General features: G+C 39.0%; 15 protein-coding genes. 4 read left to right on the top strand and 11 right to left on the bottom strand.

Translation table 11 applies throughout. The annotated features are described in order from the left end of the window. Nucleotides 1–264 precede the first annotated feature (264 nt). The 10 genes from yidC to sbnA form a co-directional block, all read right to left on the bottom strand. The gene (yidC, locus tag MUA40_RS00400) at nucleotides 265–1,122 is read right to left on the bottom strand and encodes a membrane protein insertase YidC (RefSeq protein ID WP_126495973.1); all 858 of its coding nucleotides are present in this window, start codon (nucleotides 1,120–1,122) and stop codon (nucleotides 265–267) included. A 255-nt stretch (nucleotides 1,123–1,377) separates the two neighbouring features. Next, a complete protein-coding gene (sbnI, locus tag MUA40_RS00395; RefSeq protein WP_016425807.1) occupies nucleotides 1,378–2,142 on the bottom strand; it encodes a bifunctional transcriptional regulator/O-phospho-L-serine synthase SbnI in 765 nt (254 codons plus the stop codon). Nucleotides 2,143–2,155: 13 nt separating this feature from the next. Then, a complete protein-coding gene (locus MUA40_RS00390; RefSeq protein ID WP_167732649.1) occupies nucleotides 2,156–3,343 on the bottom strand; it encodes a type III PLP-dependent enzyme in 1,188 nt (395 codons plus the stop codon). Then, nucleotides 3,330–4,112, bottom strand: coding sequence for an HpcH/HpaI aldolase family protein (locus tag MUA40_RS00385; RefSeq protein ID WP_016425805.1), 783 nt, complete (start codon nucleotides 4,110–4,112; stop codon nucleotides 3,330–3,332). The genes MUA40_RS00390 and MUA40_RS00385 overlap by 14 nt, the downstream gene beginning before the upstream one ends. A gap of 1 nt (nucleotide 4,113) precedes the next feature. Further along, entirely contained in the window at nucleotides 4,114–5,856 is a 1,743-nt protein-coding gene (sbnF, locus tag MUA40_RS00380; protein WP_276552768.1) for a staphyloferrin B biosynthesis protein SbnF, read from the bottom strand. Beyond that, nucleotides 5,849–7,555 (bottom strand): IucA/IucC family protein, encoded by a 1,707-nt coding sequence (locus tag MUA40_RS00375; protein WP_167732650.1) that lies wholly within the window; start codon nucleotides 7,553–7,555, stop codon nucleotides 5,849–5,851. The genes sbnF and MUA40_RS00375 overlap by 8 nt, the downstream gene beginning before the upstream one ends. Then, on the bottom strand, nucleotides 7,542–8,801 hold the full coding sequence (locus MUA40_RS00370; protein ID WP_037559400.1) for an MFS transporter: 1,260 nt from the start codon (nucleotides 8,799–8,801) through the stop codon (nucleotides 7,542–7,544). Before MUA40_RS00370 ends, MUA40_RS00375 begins: the two co-directional genes overlap by 14 nt. Beyond that, nucleotides 8,794–10,545 (bottom strand): staphyloferrin B biosynthesis protein SbnC, encoded by a 1,752-nt coding sequence (gene sbnC / locus MUA40_RS00365; RefSeq protein ID WP_037559528.1) that lies wholly within the window; start codon nucleotides 10,543–10,545, stop codon nucleotides 8,794–8,796. Before sbnC ends, MUA40_RS00370 begins: the two co-directional genes overlap by 8 nt. A 28-nt stretch (nucleotides 10,546–10,573) precedes the next feature. After that, nucleotides 10,574–11,584, bottom strand: a complete 1,011-nt coding sequence (gene sbnB / locus MUA40_RS00360; protein WP_016425800.1) for an N-[(2S)-2-amino-2-carboxyethyl]-L-glutamate dehydrogenase SbnB — start codon at nucleotides 11,582–11,584, stop codon at nucleotides 10,574–10,576. Then, entirely contained in the window at nucleotides 11,577–12,566 is a 990-nt protein-coding gene (gene sbnA, locus MUA40_RS00355) for a 2,3-diaminopropionate biosynthesis protein SbnA (RefSeq protein WP_262569668.1), read from the bottom strand. Before sbnA ends, sbnB begins: the two co-directional genes overlap by 8 nt. A gap of 207 nt (nucleotides 12,567–12,773) precedes the next feature. Between sbnA and MUA40_RS00350 the strand changes: the two genes are divergently transcribed. From MUA40_RS00350 to MUA40_RS00335, 4 genes are all read left to right on the top strand, one after another. Beyond that, nucleotides 12,774–13,754: an ABC transporter substrate-binding protein gene (locus MUA40_RS00350; RefSeq protein WP_262569666.1), complete on the top strand. Its 981-nt coding sequence runs from the start codon at nucleotides 12,774–12,776 to the stop codon at nucleotides 13,752–13,754. Between the two features lie 24 nt (nucleotides 13,755–13,778). Continuing rightward, the gene (locus MUA40_RS00345; RefSeq protein ID WP_016425797.1) at nucleotides 13,779–14,774 is read left to right on the top strand and encodes a FecCD family ABC transporter permease; all 996 of its coding nucleotides are present in this window, start codon (nucleotides 13,779–13,781) and stop codon (nucleotides 14,772–14,774) included. Next, entirely contained in the window at nucleotides 14,771–15,769 is a 999-nt protein-coding gene (locus MUA40_RS00340; protein ID WP_016425796.1) for a FecCD family ABC transporter permease, read from the top strand. The genes MUA40_RS00345 and MUA40_RS00340 overlap by 4 nt, the downstream gene beginning before the upstream one ends. A 235-nt stretch (nucleotides 15,770–16,004) precedes the next feature. Then, a complete protein-coding gene (locus tag MUA40_RS00335) occupies nucleotides 16,005–17,996 on the top strand; it encodes a catalase (RefSeq protein ID WP_262569664.1) in 1,992 nt (663 codons plus the stop codon). Nucleotides 17,997–18,231: 235 nt separating this feature from the next. On the opposite strand, the gene MUA40_RS00330 is transcribed toward MUA40_RS00335, so the two are convergent. Then, a complete protein-coding gene (locus tag MUA40_RS00330) occupies nucleotides 18,232–18,897 on the bottom strand; it encodes a hypothetical protein (RefSeq protein WP_016425794.1) in 666 nt (221 codons plus the stop codon). Nucleotides 18,898–18,899 lie beyond the last annotated feature (2 nt).

The following is an 18,899-nucleotide window of genomic DNA, read 5'->3' as shown; positions in this document are numbered from 1 at the left end:
TTAACAAGTCTATGTATTAAAATATAACACTTATATATAAATACATAAACTTTCTTTTGTAGAAATTGAAAACTATTATTTTAAAATTTAAAAAAATGAAACAAACTTGTCACACATCTGCATGGATTTCATTTTTTTGTAGAGCACGTCTTCTATTTACGTACCCATCCCCTCATTTTTTATTGCCCAGCACGCCACATCAATCCATTTAAAAAAGCTTAGTAACATTTGAATCTGCTACCAAGCTTTGCTTTCATCAATTTGTTATTTTTTCTTTTTAGAAACGACTTGTGTATTTTTACCTTTTTTACTGTTACCTGATGTTTTATCTAATTTCGCTTTAATTCTTTTAACTTCTTGTTCGGCATAGGCCCCATAATATCGGTTTGCCAAAAACATTTGAACAATCATAAACAAGGCTGACACAGACCAATATAAACCTAGTGCTGAGGCAGAAGTCAATGAGATATAAACGATAAAAATAGGCGAGATGATCATCATCATATAACCCATTTGTCGTTGTTCTTTTGGCATAGTCTCTAAGCTAACAAGTGATTGTAAAAAGTAAAGGACACCGGCAATAACTGTAATCAGAATATCGGGGTGCGTTAAATTAAACCATAAGAAATTCGGGTGCTCCGTAATACCACCGTGTGATGGCCATTTTAAAGAAACATATAAGCCAAATAAAATCGGCATTTGAATTAAAATTGGCAAACAACCTAACATGCTTTTAAACGGATTAAATTCATATTTTTTATAAACTTCCATCATTTCTTGGTTAGCGGCCATTTTTTCTTCTTGTGTACGTGCTCGTTTAACCTTTTCTTGTACGGCATTCATTTCTGGTTTAGCAATTTCCATTACTCTACGCATCATCTGACCATTTTTAGTCTGGCTTAACATAAATGGCAACATTACAAAACGTATAACAAGGACGATAATTATAATCGCAAGTCCATAGTTATGGTTAAGATGATTACCTAACCAATGTAATAAATGATCCATCGGTTGCGCAAAAGTGTTATAGAAAAAGCCCGTTCTGTTTTCACTTTTTGAGTAGTCACAACCTGCTAATAAGACTGTAGTTAAACCTAATAACAGTATGTATTTGATTTTCATCATTCAATCTGCCTTTCCTAATTTGTTGACATATGACCTGTTGTATCTACTTAGCGTAAAAGATACCGCACGATTCATTTGACAGTTTTGTTTTATTGTGTCTATCTTTTGATAGTATCATAATCCATTCGCTTGTCAAATATACGATGAGTGAACTAAAAAAGGCAGATTTTATTATTTTCTATATGTAAAGTGCCCTACAGCTTACTCGATTTTTGACCTGTAGCTCGCTGTAGTCAACTTTACCTATATAGATTAAGACTCTATCAAATAAACTTTTTCGTTATAGCAACGCATATGAGTGACTTTATCATGTAAAAACTGTTGCCACGCTTTGAGTTGTGACGCACTATATTTTTCTTTGAGCAACTTCAAAGGGACTTGTAGATTCAAGCATCGGCCCGCAATGTTAAAACGTGTAACACCTGCAGGGACTGTTTTACCTTTACGGACAATCGCTTCAATTTCACTAAACTGTAACGGCTGATATTTCATCAAGATTTCCTGAGGTGTAATACATGTACATGCATCCTGTAAAACACGCTCTACTTGGCATGTCGAACTATAACTCTCTACGACCTTTTCCCAAATATTCATTTTATTCGTGCTCAAATCTTCAGGATATAAGTATTGCTCAATATCTTCATAACACATGGTAATAAATGGTGTCGTATAACGAATTTCAGTAGTCCAAGGTAAATCAGACTCCGCACTTAGAATGGACGTGAGTTGATCACATGGCACTTTGTGACACCATGCTTCTATAGAATATTGAGCTTGATGAATCACTTGAACGGGAATCACTTTACAGCCTAATGCTTTCAAACTTGTAAAGCGATGAACGCCATCAATCACCATATAACGTCCTTGATTCATTGGAACGACTAAAATGGGATGACGGATAAACTGATCCGCTTCAATACTCTCTTTTGTTTTCTCTAAACGCGAAGGTTCATACGTCTCATGAATGTCAATTTGATCGACATCTATTAATTTGAGTGATTCATGTAAGTCTTTCAATATGATCCCCCCTTTAATGTTGAGATAAATATATAAATTCAGGATGTGGATGACTCAGAAAATCATGATGTGAGATGGACCAACCATATGCGCCGGCATATTGGAAAACGACGACATCTCCTGTTGCGATTTCTGTGATGTCCACTTGTTTCGCAAAAACATCTTTAGGTGTGCACAGTTGACCGACTAATGTCGCAGCATCATTCAATAGATTCATCTTTTCAAAAGCGTAACGTTCCAATGGAGAGGCATAGACCTCAAATGGATGGTTATGTTGCCATGAAACGGGAAGTCGAAACTGCTGTGTGCCACCTTTTAAAATGACAAACCATTCTTGATGGACCTTCTTAATATCTAAAACTTCTGTCGCATAATAACCGATATGTGCGACCAGATAGCGGCCACATTCAAAATTCAATGTGACATCTTGCATCTCATAAGCTTCTATAACCGCTTTAAACCCTGCGACAAAATGAGACCAATCGAATTGGGCGTTTAAATCCTGATAGTTGACACCAATGCCACCACCTAAGTTGATGTGTTGGAGTTCAAACTGATGTTTCTCTGCCCAAGATTTCGCTTTTTGAAAATAGAGTGCCATCACGCGCAAGTGTAATTCAGCATCTAAATTATTCGAGATGGAATGAAAATGAAAGCCCTCTAAATGAATATATGGTAAAGCGAGTGCCTTTTGGATAACCGTATCCATCTCCTCTTCTGAAATACCAAACTGTGTCGGGCGCCCAGCCATGTGTAATGTCGCTTCTGGGAAAGGTCCTGACAAGTTCGCTCTTAATAGAATAGATTGTTGACGATTTTCTTCTTCTAATATGGCATTAAGTCGTTGGAGTTCATAGAGACTCTCAACATGAATCCGACGCACACCAGATTGGATGGCATAACGTAATTCAGCATCTGTTTTTCCAGGGCCACCAAAAATGATATGGTTGGATGCTACGTGAGCTTGTGCCTTTTCAATCTCGCCTTGAGAAGCCACTTCAAAACCAGCGACATATTGAGACATCGCGCTTAAAATCGGTGCTTCACTATTCGCTTTCATTGCATAATACATCTCACAATTTTCAGGTAAAGACTGCACGCAAGCTTGGACATGTGCTGCTAAAGCGTCCACATCATAAATATAATGACAAACCGGAGCATCCGCCTGTATTGTCGCAATCGTCTCGTTAATTTTCTCCATCTATGTTCACCTCTTTGATTTCTCCAACAGTCTGTTTAAAATGACGATAAATTTTACCGCGGTCGTCACCTAAAACAAACATTTTCACGCCTTTTTGTTGCCATTCTTTAATATGGGCTTGCGTTCTCGGCAATGCACAAAACAGCTTATCGTGGGCTTGTGTCGCTTCAAATACACGCGTAATATAATCCCGTACTGTTGGATGCGTTGTTTGCCAAGGCAATCCTAAAGATTGAGATAAATCGGCAGCCCCTTCGATAATCATATCGATACCGTCGACTTGTACGATCTCTTCAATCGCTTCTACACCTTCGATATCTTCAATCATAACTATGACCATAATATGGGCATTCGCTTGCTTCATTGCCTCATCAAGTGGAATCTCGCCGAATTGTGCCATGCGCCCGCCATTCAAACTTCTCATACCTTGCGGGTAATAACGACTCAACTTCACCACTTGTTCAGCGGTTTGCTTATCTTTAACATGAGGCACAATGATACCTCTTGCGCCCATATCTAATACTTTAATAATGTCACGCTCAATCGCTTGTGTGACACGCACAATTGGAATGATATGCGCTGCTTCTGCTGTCCGTATCAAATGCGCTAATGTCTCATCATTAATCGCGACATGTTCCGTATCAATAATGACAAAGTCAAAGCCACTCGCCGCCATGATCTCAATCATTAACGGGTCAGGAATGGAATTAAACAAGCCATACAATGCTTCAGTTTGGGCTAATCTTGTCTTCACTGATAAACGTTGCACTTTATACGCCTCCTAACGGATTATTCACGTGGTGGACACGCATTTCCGAATCATCTCTCAAACGCCGTGTCGTCAATTTTTCAACTTGAATTGTTGGTTCAAACAAATCAAAATGCGCATAATTTTGAAGATTTGGAAAACGATTTTGATACGTTTTGATGACTTGTGCAATCTTCTCCCATTGTTTGCGTTCTTCTAGCTGATATTGGGCATTGATAAACCGGGCGATTTCAGCGATATTGATAAAGAAAAAGGCATCATGCAAAAAGTCTCTGACTAATGCTTCATCTTCTGTTTCAATAAATGAATTACTATTAATCTTTTTATGCGACTCTGGCATCTCTTTTAACTTTGGATCTTGTGCAATATCACTCAGTAACGCACGTTTAAAGCGGACGCCATCATGAAAATCTTTTAATGCAATGCGCGTTGGCCATCCATCTTCATGAATGAGCATCATATTTTGCGCATGTGATTCAAAAGCGATGCCGTGATAATAAAGCATATGAATCATTGGCTCAATCGCAACTTTGAAAAATTGCTCTAACCATGCTTCTAAGCCATATTGCGCAATCCATGCTTGAATGAGCGGTTGCTGTTGCGCATCTAAAACGTAAAGTGCATTAAATGGTATCGCAGACTCCTTTGATCCAAGGTAGTTGTGAATATTTTCTCTCCATATCACCCCAAGCGCGCCGTATACGTGAGCTTGCTTTGTCTCTGTGGCCTGTTTATTCAGATAGGCTTGACCCAATACTTCGCCTAAAAAGACTGTTTTTAAAGTTTCTGTTAAATAGACATCATGCGCTTGAATTTTTTTAATCCAATCTGTAATCTGTGCTGCATTTTCAATCGTATGCGGTGCCAAAACACGTTTTGTCGACGTATTCGTCAAACTCATCGGTACTTTTAAGTAGTAACGCTCCGGTTGTTGTGGCGTTAACGTGCGAATAGATTGTTGTGGCGTGTACTTTTCTTCTGACATTCCTAAGTACAACAATTCGCCTTGCCATTTCGCCTCCGCAAATTCAACTTCTATTACACGTTCAAACTGCCACGGATGCACGGGTAGGATGGCAACATCGTCAACGTCTTTGCCATGTGATTGAATTGTTTCCACAAATTTCGCATAAGTGTCGGACCCCAGTTGTGTTTGTAACAGCTGACTCACTTCTATCGACTGTGAAACAGTTTCTTCTATATTATGTTTATCTACAGCCACCCAATGCAGTTGGAATGTAGGTCGAAAATCTGGGCCATAGGTCTCGTTATCTTCTAAGCTAAAACCTAAACGTGATTTATAGCTCGGATGATACATATGTCCGTCCATCGCATAAGCTTCATAATCATCATAAGTGACAAGCTTTTCAACGGGATGTGCCATGCGATAGCGCCAAGCTTGGATGTCTTTAAGCTCGGTTTGTAGCAATTCAATGATAAAGTGTTCTAATTTTGCTTCATCTTTTTCGAATGTAAAATCAACTGTTCTTAACAGCGTTACATAATCTAGTGTTTCCGTTTGACCGTCTGCATCACGCAACCATACAGGAGAAACAACCGTTAAGCGTCCAAAGCTCAATGAAGCTTGAATATCAACTTGATAGCTGACATCCGTTCCTTTAAGTGTGTAACGATTGTAGTCTTTAAACGATACAACGTCATACTGTACGACATCTTCATAAATTAATGACGTTATCAGTTGATTCATAATGCGTGTTCTTACTTTTTGTACGATACTATCCAACGAGGTGATCCTCCTTTTCTATAAAAATCGGATTCGGTATTTCGATGTAAATTGGATTTTCGCCACAATCTTTCAATTTACTTGTTAAGTTCGCTTTCGCTTCAAAAAATGGTGTGTCACATAAATCTTGAATAGACGCTTGCATCACTTCATTGCCACTCGCTTGCCACTGGATGAACTGTTCGCGTACTACAGACCAAAGTTGTGATTCATTATGGTATGCTTTTCCAATCGTTGAAATGAGATGTCCAAGCTGATTGACAATAATATAATATTTAAAGCGATGCCACGCTTCTTGATGCGACAAGACTACTGGACTCTCTTCGCGAACGATATTAGGAATAATATTCGCTTGTTGTGCAAGTTCACGTGATACACAAATACCTTCTAAGTCTCTGACATAACACGTATGTGGACGACCCTGTTTTAATGCAATCAGTGTATTTTGAACATGCGCTTCTAAACTAATCCCTGTCTCTGAAAACAGTTTCAACATGGGTCGTAACGTCATATTTAAGTAATCAGCAAGCCATGCTTCACTCGTAAGTCCACTCTGTTCAATACGCTGACTTAATAGCGATGTCGCATTATCTGGTAACGTTTCGACTAAACTCGCAAGTACGTGAATATCTTGTTCAGTTTGATAACTTTCAATACCTTCTCTTACAATCATGGCGCTATTTTCTAAAAGATGACTGTCGGCTTGCGAATCTGCTTTAAAAGCGCGATAACCTTCTTCAAACATCAGCTTAAAGGCTGCAGTTTCGTAAGAGCGTTTAACTGTTGCGATGATTTCTGCGGCATCTAATGTCCGTTCAATTTGTTCGAAGTCATTGGTTCTTACAAAATTAGTAATTTTCACTTGAATCGGTAGCTTCAAATAAAAGTTCAAATGTTTCGCAAAAACTGTGCGCACAGAGGAAGTCGGGTAAACTTCATCACCACATGGTCCATAAACACGGACTAACCCTTTTGCACACCATACTTTGAACAGTCCATTTTGTTTCAAAATATCAATTTGGAAAGGGTGCACAGCAAGTAATTTGAAGTCTTTGCCAATGTCTGATTTAGGGATTTTAGACAACTGATGTAATTTCGTATCCACCCCTGACTGATGTCCTGTCACATAACGTTCAAGGAGCAATGATTGATGGACTGCAATATAAAACAATTGGAATGACACATGACACTCTGGCGCATAGGATTGAATGTCTCCTTGTGAAAATCCTGTTGCGCTCTTAGGCGTAGGATGAAAAGGATGACCTAAATAGAGCGACTGTTCTGATTGAATGTAACGCGTTTCATGATGTTGAGACTCACGAAAGGCTAAATAGCAAGCTGTGCGTTCAATACTATTATCAATATCAGTCTGCACTGCTTCCAAACGCTGTTTGATTTCACTTTGGTCTTCATCCGTCTCATCCACCATTTTTTCTAAAATAAGCTGGATTCCTTCGACTGGCGTCAGTTGCGATACTGTGTCACCATCGTGTAACGTGATGTGATTTTCATACATATGATGGCCCATCGGTGACCAGTAACTGAATTGGCCCATCAATTTACCTGCCTCATTCAGTTGAATTGTCCATTGATGAGAAGGGTCAGACTCCCGATACTGTCCATTTTCTCGAAAATAGACATTCAATATTCTTTCTAATGCAGCATGCGTTGCGATGTTCTTTGTATTATGCTTTTGCACGTTTTTCCTTTGCCTCCCATAGTTTCATTAAAGTCAAATCGACTTTCTGATTTTTAATATGTGATGAACATAAAACTAAACTGCTCATGATAAAGACACAGCCCATGACAATAAAGGTCATACTTGGTTGCGTATAACTTGTAATCGCGGCGCCACCTAAACTACCTAACACCTGCCCTAACACGAGCAAACTATTCGTCGAACCTACAAAAGTCCCTTTCAAACGTTGATCACTCGCATTAACGACGACAAACATCACACTTTGAATGAGTGCGCTATATGTGAGTCCCTGCAAAATACGCGTAATTCCGAGTATCCATACGTTTGGTGAAATGCCTTGTAAGACAACACTCAAACCACATAAAACACTCGCAGTGATATAAACACTTTTGACATAGGAACGATCATTAAAATAACCCCATAACGGTGCACTCATCATTGAAGCCGTCCAAAAAGCAGATTGCAAGAAACCGACAACGGCGCGATGATCGACAGCTGTTTGATTCACTTCTGATGTTAAAGGTGCTAATGCCGTCAACATGCCGTACATGGCAAAGTTTGCCAAAATGCCTACAACGATGAAACGACTCGTTACTTTGGATGACAATAAACATTGAATAGAACGGCGTACACTCGTCTGAACCTTTTGCGATGAAGTAATAGCGATGTGTGCTGTTTCTTTGAGTAAGAAGACACCTAATACACAAATAACAAAAGTGAATATGGCAATACCTATTAATAACACTTGGAATCCGAGTAGCGTCGCAAGCACACCCCCGATGAGGGGCCCTATCAGTGATCCCGCACTGACAGAGCTTTGCAGTTTGCCTAACACGGCACCCCGCTTCTCCGGTGGTGCTTCACTACTTGCGAAGGCGCTAGATGCATCAACGACACCACCAAAAATACCTTGTAACAATCTCACAATGACAAATTGTAAGGGCGTTTGACAGAACCCCATTAATAATAAGCAAATGCCTAAACCGAAAAGCGCACGTAAAACCATCCATTTTCGACTGATTTTGTCACCGAGCTTGCCCCATAAAGGGGAGGAAATCATTGTTGTAATGGCCGGTGCAGCAATGGCAATACCGCTCCAAAACTGAATCTCTACGACACTCAAATCTTGCAGTGACGCCATATAAATAGGTAATAAAGGCACTAATACCGTTAACCCTGCTATGGAAATAAACTGGCTTACCCACAGCATTCTAAAATTGGTGTTCCAAATTTTTTCACTATTCATGTTTCATCATAGGATTGGGCACACGACCTAAACTGGAAGGCATACTCCCTCCACCCGATTCTTTTTGCAATAACAATGGCAATATAATGCGTTTAAATGGCCATGTCTGTTGCTCAAGTAAAATAGCTTCGACTTTCTCTTTATCTTCAGGCAACCATTCAATTGTTGAAACCCAATATGTTAATTGATTGCGTAAAATAGTCATTAAGTCATGTTCTGCAATATCAAAGACTTGGACTAATGCATCAATAATGGCGTACAAATTAACACTTACCGCTAACGTTTGGAAATAAGCAAAGAAATCTTCTAACGTTTCATTGATGAGTGTATTCGGTGTATCTTTACGTACGGTATACTGAGGAACCTCAATGTGCTGCTGTTTTAACCATTCCGGATAGATTCGTACCGTATCGTGATCACGTAAAACGAAACTTGAAACTTTGCCATCTTTAAATGCAATGAGTACATTTTGTCCATGAAGTTCAGGTAAGGCACCCGACTTCATAAATGAACATGTCATCTCTAAAAATGACGATGTAATCGCTTCAAATAGATCCATGATTTGTGCCTGTGTGAGTGACCCATGCGGCTGCCTTAAAATCATGCGGTACAGTGAATCATCGTGTGCAGCAAGCGCTGCCATTGAAATCAACTGTTGCCCGACATCATTTTTAATCGCTTCAGGATATTGTCTGAATTGCATCGTCAAATGTCCTAACTGATCTTTGAAAATATCACCGTCTGACGATAAATAAGACCACCATGCCGTCTCATCACATGGCCATACATGACCTTTAAGTCGGTCATCTTGTTGAATCAACGTGTGTAATAATTGTTCAGCCACTTCGCCATTTTTCATATAACGTGTCGGTGTTAATCGAAGTGCACCTAAAGATTGAATGGATAGTGGCACTTTCAAATGTTCAAACGGTTGTTCCAGATTAATGAGCGTTCTCATAGAAGAAGAGGATAAATAACGTCCAAACGTATGCTTTAAGCGCACCACTTGTTGTGCTTCTATTTCAGCTTCGAATTCAACAGGAAGCACATGTTCATACTGCCATGGATGAACTGGAAAGATTATATACGCTGTCTCTAATAGACCGCTCTCTTGAAGTTCTGCTTTGCATGGGTCTAGCGTTGCACCAAAATAATCCTGATAACGTTGGGCATCTGCTTTTTGACCATTTAATACGAAGTCCTTATGAACTGCTACCGTATTCAGTGCAATCGGTTGATGAAATTCTGACTGATACTTTTCATAGTCACTTACGCGAAATCCACGTTTTTCTTTCGCCACAGGATGAAATGGGCGATCTTTAAAACTCGCTAATTGCTCGGCTCTAATAAACGGATGGTCAGACAAGTTCATGCCCTTCAGTTGTCCTGTTAATTGCTGTACGGCATCTTGTAATCCTTGTCTAAAACGTCGCCATTCCCACGCTTTTGCTTCTGATGGATTCATTTCGACGATTTGATCCCATAATTCAACAGCATGCAATGTTTTTTCTTGGCCATGCTGACAGAGAAGGACAGCACCCGGCGCATAACGAAACAGATTTAACCCACTCATATAAACAGGAATGCTTAAGTATCTTTCTGTTGTGCCATAATGTATAAACAATTGGTTGCCATGCGTCACAACCTCACTCTTAGACGCTAATCCACCGATATCTTCGAATAAAAGCGCATCTACCAAATCCTTTAAAATCGTTTGTTGCGCTAGCGCTTCATTATTTCGTATTTTTTGCACATTCATGAGTGAACACCCCTTAATATAAACTCAATGATGTTCCAACATTTTGTGCTTTCGCTTCTCGATAAATGAAATACGCACTTGCAATATCTTCAATCGCCATACCCATTGGATTTAATAAAATGATTTCTTCATCATTCTCTCTTCCTACAACTTCACCTGTCACAAGCTGTCCTAATTCAGCATGAAGTTTCTCTTTGCTAAATTTACCTTCTAACACGAGTTGATTGATTGTTTTCTTCTCGCGATTACATTGTGACCAGTCATCGACAACGACTTTATCAGCTTTAACAAATACGTCTTTTTGAACATCCATGATCGAAATATTACTAATAAATGCACCTTTTTGAAGCCATTCATATTCAATGTAAGGTTGATCCGTCACTGTACATGGAATAATCACTTCACCTTGCACGACTGCTTCTTTTGCTGTTTCAGCTTTAATAAATGTAATATCCGGACGCAATGCTTCCCATTTTTCAATAAATTGAATCGCTGCTTTATCAAAATGATCATATATGTATACATTGCGAATACTGTCAAATTGTTCAAGCATTGTTTGAAGCTGCTTATCTCCAATTAAGCCACATCCAATAATTGTTAAATCTTTGAAACCAGGTTTAGCTAAATATTTTGCAGCAATAGCGGAAACAGCAGCCGTACGCATACTACTAATCAAACTTGCTTCCATCACTGCGATAGGATAGTTCGTTTCAGGGTCATTAAGAATAATAACCGCACTTGCACGTTCTTTTTGACGTTTTGACGGATTGTCATGCTTACTACCAATCCATTTAATTCCAGAAATTGAAAGGTCGCCGCCAATATGACTTGGCATCGCGATAATACGGTCAGCGATATGACCGTTCTCTGTATTTTGTCTTAAGTAAGGCTTTAAAGGCTGGACAAAATCTTCATGAGCATGCGCAGTGAGTGCTTCTGTCAATGCATCAACATAGATTTGTGAGTGATCGCCTCCTAAGTTTTGGATATCTGTACGATTTAAATATAATAATTCGTTATTCATGCGTGATGTGCTCCTTTTTATGTTTTAATTGTTCTAACCATTGTTCTGAATAAACTAAATCTGAATAACGATCGCCTCTATCTGGAAAAATCGTCACAATTGTTTTGCGCGGTTCTATACGTTGCGTCAGCTGTGCAATCGCAGAAACGACTGAACCTGTCGAGCCTCCTGCAAAAATACCTTCTTCATTGACTAACTGCTGGCATCCGAGCGCTGAATCATAATCATCCACATGAATGACATCATCAATCTCTGCGTGATTAAGAATTTCAGGCACACGACTAGCACCGATACCCGGTAGCTCTCGATGACATGGGGTGTCACCAAAAATAACAGAACCTTTCGCATCGACAGCGATAATTTGCGCATTCGGATGATGCGCTTTAATTTTTCGACTCATCCCCATAATGCTTCCCGTCGTACTGACAGGCGCCACAAAGTAATCTATGGGTCTATCCATAGCGGCAACGATTTCACTGCCTGCCCCATGATAGTGTGCTTTCCAATTCAATTCATTCGCATATTGATTGATCCAGTAGGCATTGTCATCTTGTTGCAACAGCGCCTTCACTCTCTTAATACGCGTGATTAAATAACCGCCGTGTTCATCTGGTTCATCAACCATATCTATATTTGCACCATAACTCTGGATAATTTTTAAATTAATGGGTGAAATTTTAGGATCAACGACACACGTTAACTTTAAGCCTTTAATCTTGGCAATCATGGCTAAAGCAATGCCGAGATTTCCAGAAGTGCTTTCGATTAAGTGTGTGGACGAATCAATGCGTCCTGTTTCTAATCCATGTTCAATAATGTATTTGGCCGGTCTATCTTTCATACTTCCACCAGGATTCATATACTCCAATTTGGCAAACACATCATGTTCTGGAAACATTTTTTGAAGTTGTACCATCGGTGTATTGCCGATACAAGACAGCAATGTATCTTGGTGCGGTTCAGCTTTATTAAACAAAAACATTCCTCCTAAAATTATATTGTGTAATTCAATTGATAATGATTATCATTATCGATAGGCTGTATTATATTTTCTCAAAATATTCATGTCAAACATTTATATATTTTCTTTTTTTTAAAAAATTGTATTGACTTAAAGGTAACTTTCATCCATAATACAATTGATAATGATTCTCATTGTCATAATATAGGAGGAGGATTCCGACAACTCATGAAGAATACATTTAAGATCTTGATGATGGCGCTTGCTTTCATTCTTGTATTAGCCGCATGTGGCAATGATTCTCAAAAAGAGACAGAGAAAAAAGAGAACGATGCGGTTACAATTAAACACGCTTTAGGTACAACTGAAATAAAAGGTGAGCCTAAGAGAGTCGTTACGTTATACCAAGGTGCAACTGATGTTGCCGTTGCTTTAGGTGTTAAACCCGTTGGTGCTGTAGAATCATGGGCACAACAACCTAAATATGATTATTTGAAAGATGATTTAAAAAATACAAAGATTGTAGGTCAAGAGCCTGCACCGAATTTAGAAGAAATTGCAAAGTTAAAACCTGATTTGATTGTTGCTTCAAAAGTGCGTAATGAAAAAGTTTACGACCAACTTTCAAAAATGGCCCCTACAATTTCTCAAGACACTGTTTATAAATTTAAAGACACGACAGAAATGATGGGTAAAGCTTTAGGTAAAGAAAAAGAAGCAGATGCATTATTGAAAAAATATGATGATAAAGTAGCGAAGTTTAAGAAAGATGCAGAAGCGAAATATGGTGACAAATGGCCACTTTCTGCTTCAGTTGTGAACTTCCGTGCTGACCATACGCGTATTTATGCAAGTGGTTATGCAGGTGACATTTTACACGACTTAGGTTTCAAACGCCCAGAAGCACAACAAAAAGAAGTGGATAAAGGAAAAGACATTATTCAATTAACATCTAAAGAGAGTATTCCTTTGATGGATGCAGATCAAATTTTCGTTTTCAAATCTGATCCTACTGCAAAAGATGCTAAACTCGTTAAACAAACAGAAGACGAGTGGACTTCAAGCAATGAATGGAAAAACCTAGACGCTGTTAAAAAAGGACACGTTGCTAAAAACGTCGATGAAATCACTTGGAATTTAGCAGGTGGTTATCAATCATCATTAAAATTAATCGATGACTTATACGAAAAATTAGACATTAAAAAATAATGTCATGAAATAAGGAGTTACACTATGTCACTTAAACCTCCGCAACATCTTTTGATTGCAGGTTTATGTCTTATCGTTGTAACCGTGCTGAGTTTAATGCTTGGGAATACGCTTGTATCACTATCACAGTTGATACAGGCGTTCTTCCACTTTGACAGAAACAACGATATACATACACTGATTACAGGCGCTCGTGCCTCTCGCACACTCATTGCACTACTGACAGGCGCAGCTTTATCCGTCTCAGGACTTTTAATGCAAGTCCTCACACGAAATCCGGTTGCATCTCCAGGACTTTTTGGTGTCAATGCAGGTGCCGTTTTTTTTATCGTATTTAGTATTACTTTTATTCAAGTGAGCTCATTTGAAGCATTAATTGTCATTGCATTTATTGGCGCAATGCTCGTCACGTTTCTAGTCGTTGCTCTAGGAATGTTTCGACAAACACAATTTTCACCACAACGTGTGATTTTAGCAGGTGCCTCTATCGCAATGCTTTTTACCGCCTTTACACAAGGCATATTAATTATGAGTGAAACCAATTTACAAGGCTTTCTATTTTGGCTTGCAGGTTCCGTTTCACTGCGTAATATTTGGGAGATTAAATGGATCATCCCCTTCCTTATCGTTCTCATATGTATTGCTTATTGTATGTCTTCACGCATTAATATCTTGATGACAAGTGATGAGATTGCGACTGGATTAGGTCAAAATATAAAAGCGACAAAGTGGCTATTGATACTTTTAATCAGTTCCCTTGCTGGCCTATCTGTCGCCTTAGCGGGTTCTATCGCATTTATCGGATTGATTGTCCCAAATATTAGTAAAGCGCTATTACCACCAAACTATAAATATTTGATCCCTCACTCGGCTATTGTCGGGGCTTGTTTAATGATCATTTCTGATATTGTTGCGAGAATGATTATTCGCCCATTAGAACTGCCGGTCGGTGTTGTCACAGCCGTCATTGGCGCAAGTGTATTGATTTATCTTATGCGGAAAGGAATCTATCGCCTATGAATCCAACATTAAAACTGAAAGAAACCTTTCGTCTGATTGGCATTACCGTTGCGCTGATCGTTCTTGTACTTTTAAGTATGATGATTGGACCGACATATATTCCGTTATCAGAGGTCATCGCATATTTGATTCATCCATCAGAAAGTGCTAACCAATTTACACTAGAAGTGCTTCGGTTACCTCGTATTACATTAGCGATTTTAGCCGGAACTGCATTTGGTATCAGTGGTTTATTACTACAAAATGTCTTGAAAAACCCCATCGCCTCTCCTGACATTATAGGTGTCACAGGGGGCGCCAGCTTAAGCGCTGTGTTTTTTATTACCTTTTTCAGTAGTTTAAGCATTCACTGGTTACCCGTATTTGCGGTCAGTGGCGGTGCCATTGCGATGTTCATATTATTGTCTTTTCAGATTAAGCGTACGATTCGCCCTTCCACATTGATTATTATTGGGATTGCGCTTCAAACACTCTTTATTGCGCTCGTACAAGGTTTAATGCTCACAGCCAAACAATTGTCAGCATCTAAAGCCTATACGTGGTTAGTTGGGAGTCTCTACGGTGGGACTTTCCAAGACGCTACGATATTATTGATTGTTCTATTATGTATGGTGCCATTGCTAGCGCTCATTATTCCAAGAATGAAAGTTGCAGCATTAGACGACGCTATTGGCATTGGCTTAGGCCTTAACTTAACCCAAACACGCCTTATCCAAATTATCATCTCTACCGTCCTTGTTTCTGTTGCAATCAGTTTTGTTGGTAACATTGGCTTTGTGGGTTTGATTGCGCCACACATTGCTAAAACACTCATTAAACAAAGTACGTTTAAACAAGTACTGATGTCTGCACTGATTGGTGCTATCTCAATATTGGTCGCAGATTTTGTCGGTCGAACACTCTTTTTACCGAAAGAAATACCAGCAGGTGTCTTCATCGCAAGCTTCGGCGCACCGTTTTTCATTTATCTATTACTAACCGTGAAAAAATTTTAATCGCCCTAACTGACCACCTCGTGTTCATTACTTCATTGAATGGGAGTGAGACGAGAAATCGAATTGATTTCTTCGTTTCATTCCTTTTTTATGTTCAATCTTTTCTACTCGCTTAAAATCGTTCGCATACAATCTTTTATGTGAGCCGTTTTTATTCGGATAAAATGTTTCAAATTTCACTAAAAATGGAAAAGAGGGTTAGTGTACGTATTTTTAATATGTGAGGAGAGTTGAAATGGAAAACAAAAAGACAGATCAACTAAAACATGTAGAAAAGCACAATGAAGGAAAAGCCATGACGACCAATAATGGTGTCAAAATAAGCGAGGATGAAAACACGTTAACCGTGGGGGAACGTGGTCCAAGCTTACTTGAAGACTTCCATTTTAGAGAAAAAATAATGCATTTTGATCATGAGCGTATTCCAGAAAGAATTGTCCACGCCCGTGGTTTTGGTGCTCACGGTGAATTCAAAGTCTATAAAGACTTATCTGAGTACACTTCTGCAGACTTTTTAACTCATCCTGAAAAAACAACACCGGTGTTTGTCAGATTTTCAACTGTTCAAGGTTCGAAAGGTTCACCTGACACTGTCAGAGACGTTCGTGGTTTCGCAACAAAATTTTATACGGACGAAGGTATTTTCGACCTCGTAGGGAACGACATCCCTGTCTTCTTCATTCAAGATGCAATTAAATTCCCAGACTTAATCCATGCGGTAAAACCTGAACCCCACAACGAAGTTCCTCAAGGTGGTTCCGCACATGATACATTTTGGGACTTCTTCGCTCAAAATCCTGAATCAACACATACAGCAGTTTGGGCAATGAGTGACCGTGGTATCCCTAAAAACTTTAGACAAATTGAAGGATTCGGTGTGCACACTTTCCGTTTAGTCAATCGTGAAGGCCAATCTTATTTTGTAAAATTCCACTGGAAACCTACACACGGTTTAGAGTCATTAGTATGGGACGAAGCTCAAATTTTATCAGGGAAAGATATCGACTTTCACCGTAAAGATTTATATGAATCCATCGAAAAGGGCGACTACCCTGAATGGGAATTAGGTCTTCAAATTATTAAACCGGAACAAGAATTTGACTTTGATTTTGATATTCTTGATCCAACTAAAATATGGCCAGAAGATCAAGTTCCTGTTGAAATCGTCGGAAAAATGACCCTCAACCGAAACGTATCGAATGTATTTGATGAAACAGAACAAGCTGCTTTCCATCCAGGACATATTGTACCGGGTATAGATTTTTCAAACGACCCTCTTTTACAAGGCCGTTTATTCTCATATACCGATACACAAATTTCAAGACTAGGGGGTCCTAACTTCAACCAAATTCCTATCAACCGCCCTGTCAATGAAGTCACAAACAATCAAAGAGATGCAATGCATCAAATGAATGTTCATGTTGGCCAAACGGCTTATCACAAAAATGCTTTGAATAATAACGACCCCCATACGACACCTAGAGAAGAAGGTGGCTATGAACATTATCAAGAAAAAGTTGAAGGTCGTAAAATTCAAAAACGGAGTGAAAGTTTCAAAGACTACTACAGCCAAGCTAAACTTTACTTAAATAGTTTGACGCAACCTGAATATGACCATACAGTAGATGGTTTTTCATTTGAAATTGGTAAATGTAAATCAGTGATGGTAAAACAAAATGCGGTTAATCAATTGAATAAAGTTGACCGTACATTAGCAGAACGTGTCGCTGCGAATGTTGGTGTCGAAGTTCCTGAAGAAAATGAAGAAGTACAATCAGACGTGAAAGATAGTAAACTCACAATGGAAAAATTCGATATTCCATTACCTGGCCATTCCGTTGCTGTTCTAATTAATGGTGATATTAGCGAAGAAACGTTGAAAGCCTTTGCGAAAACATTCACTGAAAATAAACTCAATTATGCTTTTGTAGGAAAACAACCTAAAAACATTAGCGAAGACTTCGGTATCACTGAAACCTTTGATACTGCGCATCCAACACTTTTTGATAGTGTCTTTGTGTTGTCAGATGACTCAGATTTATTACCTGAAGTTGAAGAATTTGTTGAACTCACATACAAACATCATAAACCGGTCATTGTCGACCGCTCAGCATCAGAAAAACTAGGTCATTCAAAAGTAAATATTCATGCTTCAGGTGTCTTTATCTCTAATGAACCAGAAGTCATTGTTGAAGCTTTCGCTAGAGCAAGATACTGGGACAGATAAACTAAAATAAAGCACTTTTAAACTGTGTATGTCGGCGCATCACGCACCGACTGCACAGTTTTGTTGTTCTATAACAATAAAGAAGGCTGGGCTGTCCCCTCGCAAAGCGAAGTCATACAAGACGAAGTTTAATCATAAACGAAATAACACTCAGACGATTTTCTATTAAAATCATCTGAGCGCTATTTATTTCGGAATTGATGTCCCAGCCGTTTCATCAATCGAACATATTGAATTATTTCTGAAGACAGCGTTGATAAAACGCACTTAATGCTTTATTTTGCGTACGCTTAAACTGTTCATTCGGTGCCAAGTTTGGATCTTTATCATTATGATCTTTTGGGGCAAAACCTGAAGAAAGCGTCACGTCCTTCCCATTTTTAAAGGTATATTCATAAACTTGACCTTCTTCAGTGAAAATATATTTAGTGATGGGTTGATTTAAATCTGCCACCTTGCCATAACCTTCAATATTCGACAAGTCAGACGCGGACGAATCAAATCCAGTCGTTTTATCTTTAGAAGTATAAACCACCGCACCGGTTACCGCATGAAAATCAAAATGCTGACGTCCCGGCTTTCCATTATCATTAATTTGAATTGCACCTTGATCTGTCATCGCATACCAGTCACCAGTTGAAATACTACTTGTACTGAAATAACGATTTGAGACTGCCCTTCCGTCTTCTTTTGCCATTTTAGATAACTTTTGAATGACTTCCGCTTTGATTTTCTTTTTCTTTTCATCTGAAAATTTGGACGCTTGTGGTTGATTTTGTTGAACTGCTGTTGTGGCTTTATCCTTTGCGCCACTTTTTGATTCCACTGGGCTATGACTACAACCCATGAGCAAGACCATACAACACAACGGAATCCACATCACTTTCATACGTGCTTTCATAC

It is taken from the genome of Staphylococcus schleiferi (assembly GCF_025558325.1).
GTDB lineage: Bacteria > Bacillota > Bacilli > Staphylococcales > Staphylococcaceae > Staphylococcus > Staphylococcus schleiferi.
Note: the sequence above shows the minus strand (reverse complement) of the source record. Positions and strands in the feature narration are given on the sequence as shown.

Coding starts and splice junctions, on each gene's coding strand:
- yidC (WP_126495973.1), bottom strand. CDS start 1,122: ATGAAAATCAAATACATACTGTTATTAGGTTTAACTACAGTCTTATTA.
- MUA40_RS00390 (WP_167732649.1), bottom strand. CDS start 3,343: ATGGAGAAAATTAACGAGACGATTGCGACAATACAGGCGGATGCTCCG.
- MUA40_RS00370 (WP_037559400.1), bottom strand. CDS start 8,801: ATGAATAGTGAAAAAATTTGGAACACCAATTTTAGAATGCTGTGGGTA.
- sbnB (WP_016425800.1), bottom strand. CDS start 11,584: ATGAATAACGAATTATTATATTTAAATCGTACAGATATCCAAAACTTA.
- sbnA (WP_262569668.1), bottom strand. CDS start 12,566: ATGTTTTTGTTTAATAAAGCTGAACCGCACCAAGATACATTGCTGTCT.
- MUA40_RS00350 (WP_262569666.1), top strand. CDS start 12,774: ATGAAGAATACATTTAAGATCTTGATGATGGCGCTTGCTTTCATTCTT.
- MUA40_RS00345 (WP_016425797.1), top strand. CDS start 13,779: ATGTCACTTAAACCTCCGCAACATCTTTTGATTGCAGGTTTATGTCTT.
- MUA40_RS00340 (WP_016425796.1), top strand. CDS start 14,771: ATGAATCCAACATTAAAACTGAAAGAAACCTTTCGTCTGATTGGCATT.
- MUA40_RS00335 (WP_262569664.1), top strand. CDS start 16,005: ATGGAAAACAAAAAGACAGATCAACTAAAACATGTAGAAAAGCACAAT.
- MUA40_RS00330 (WP_016425794.1), bottom strand. CDS start 18,897: ATGAAAGCACGTATGAAAGTGATGTGGATTCCGTTGTGTTGTATGGTC.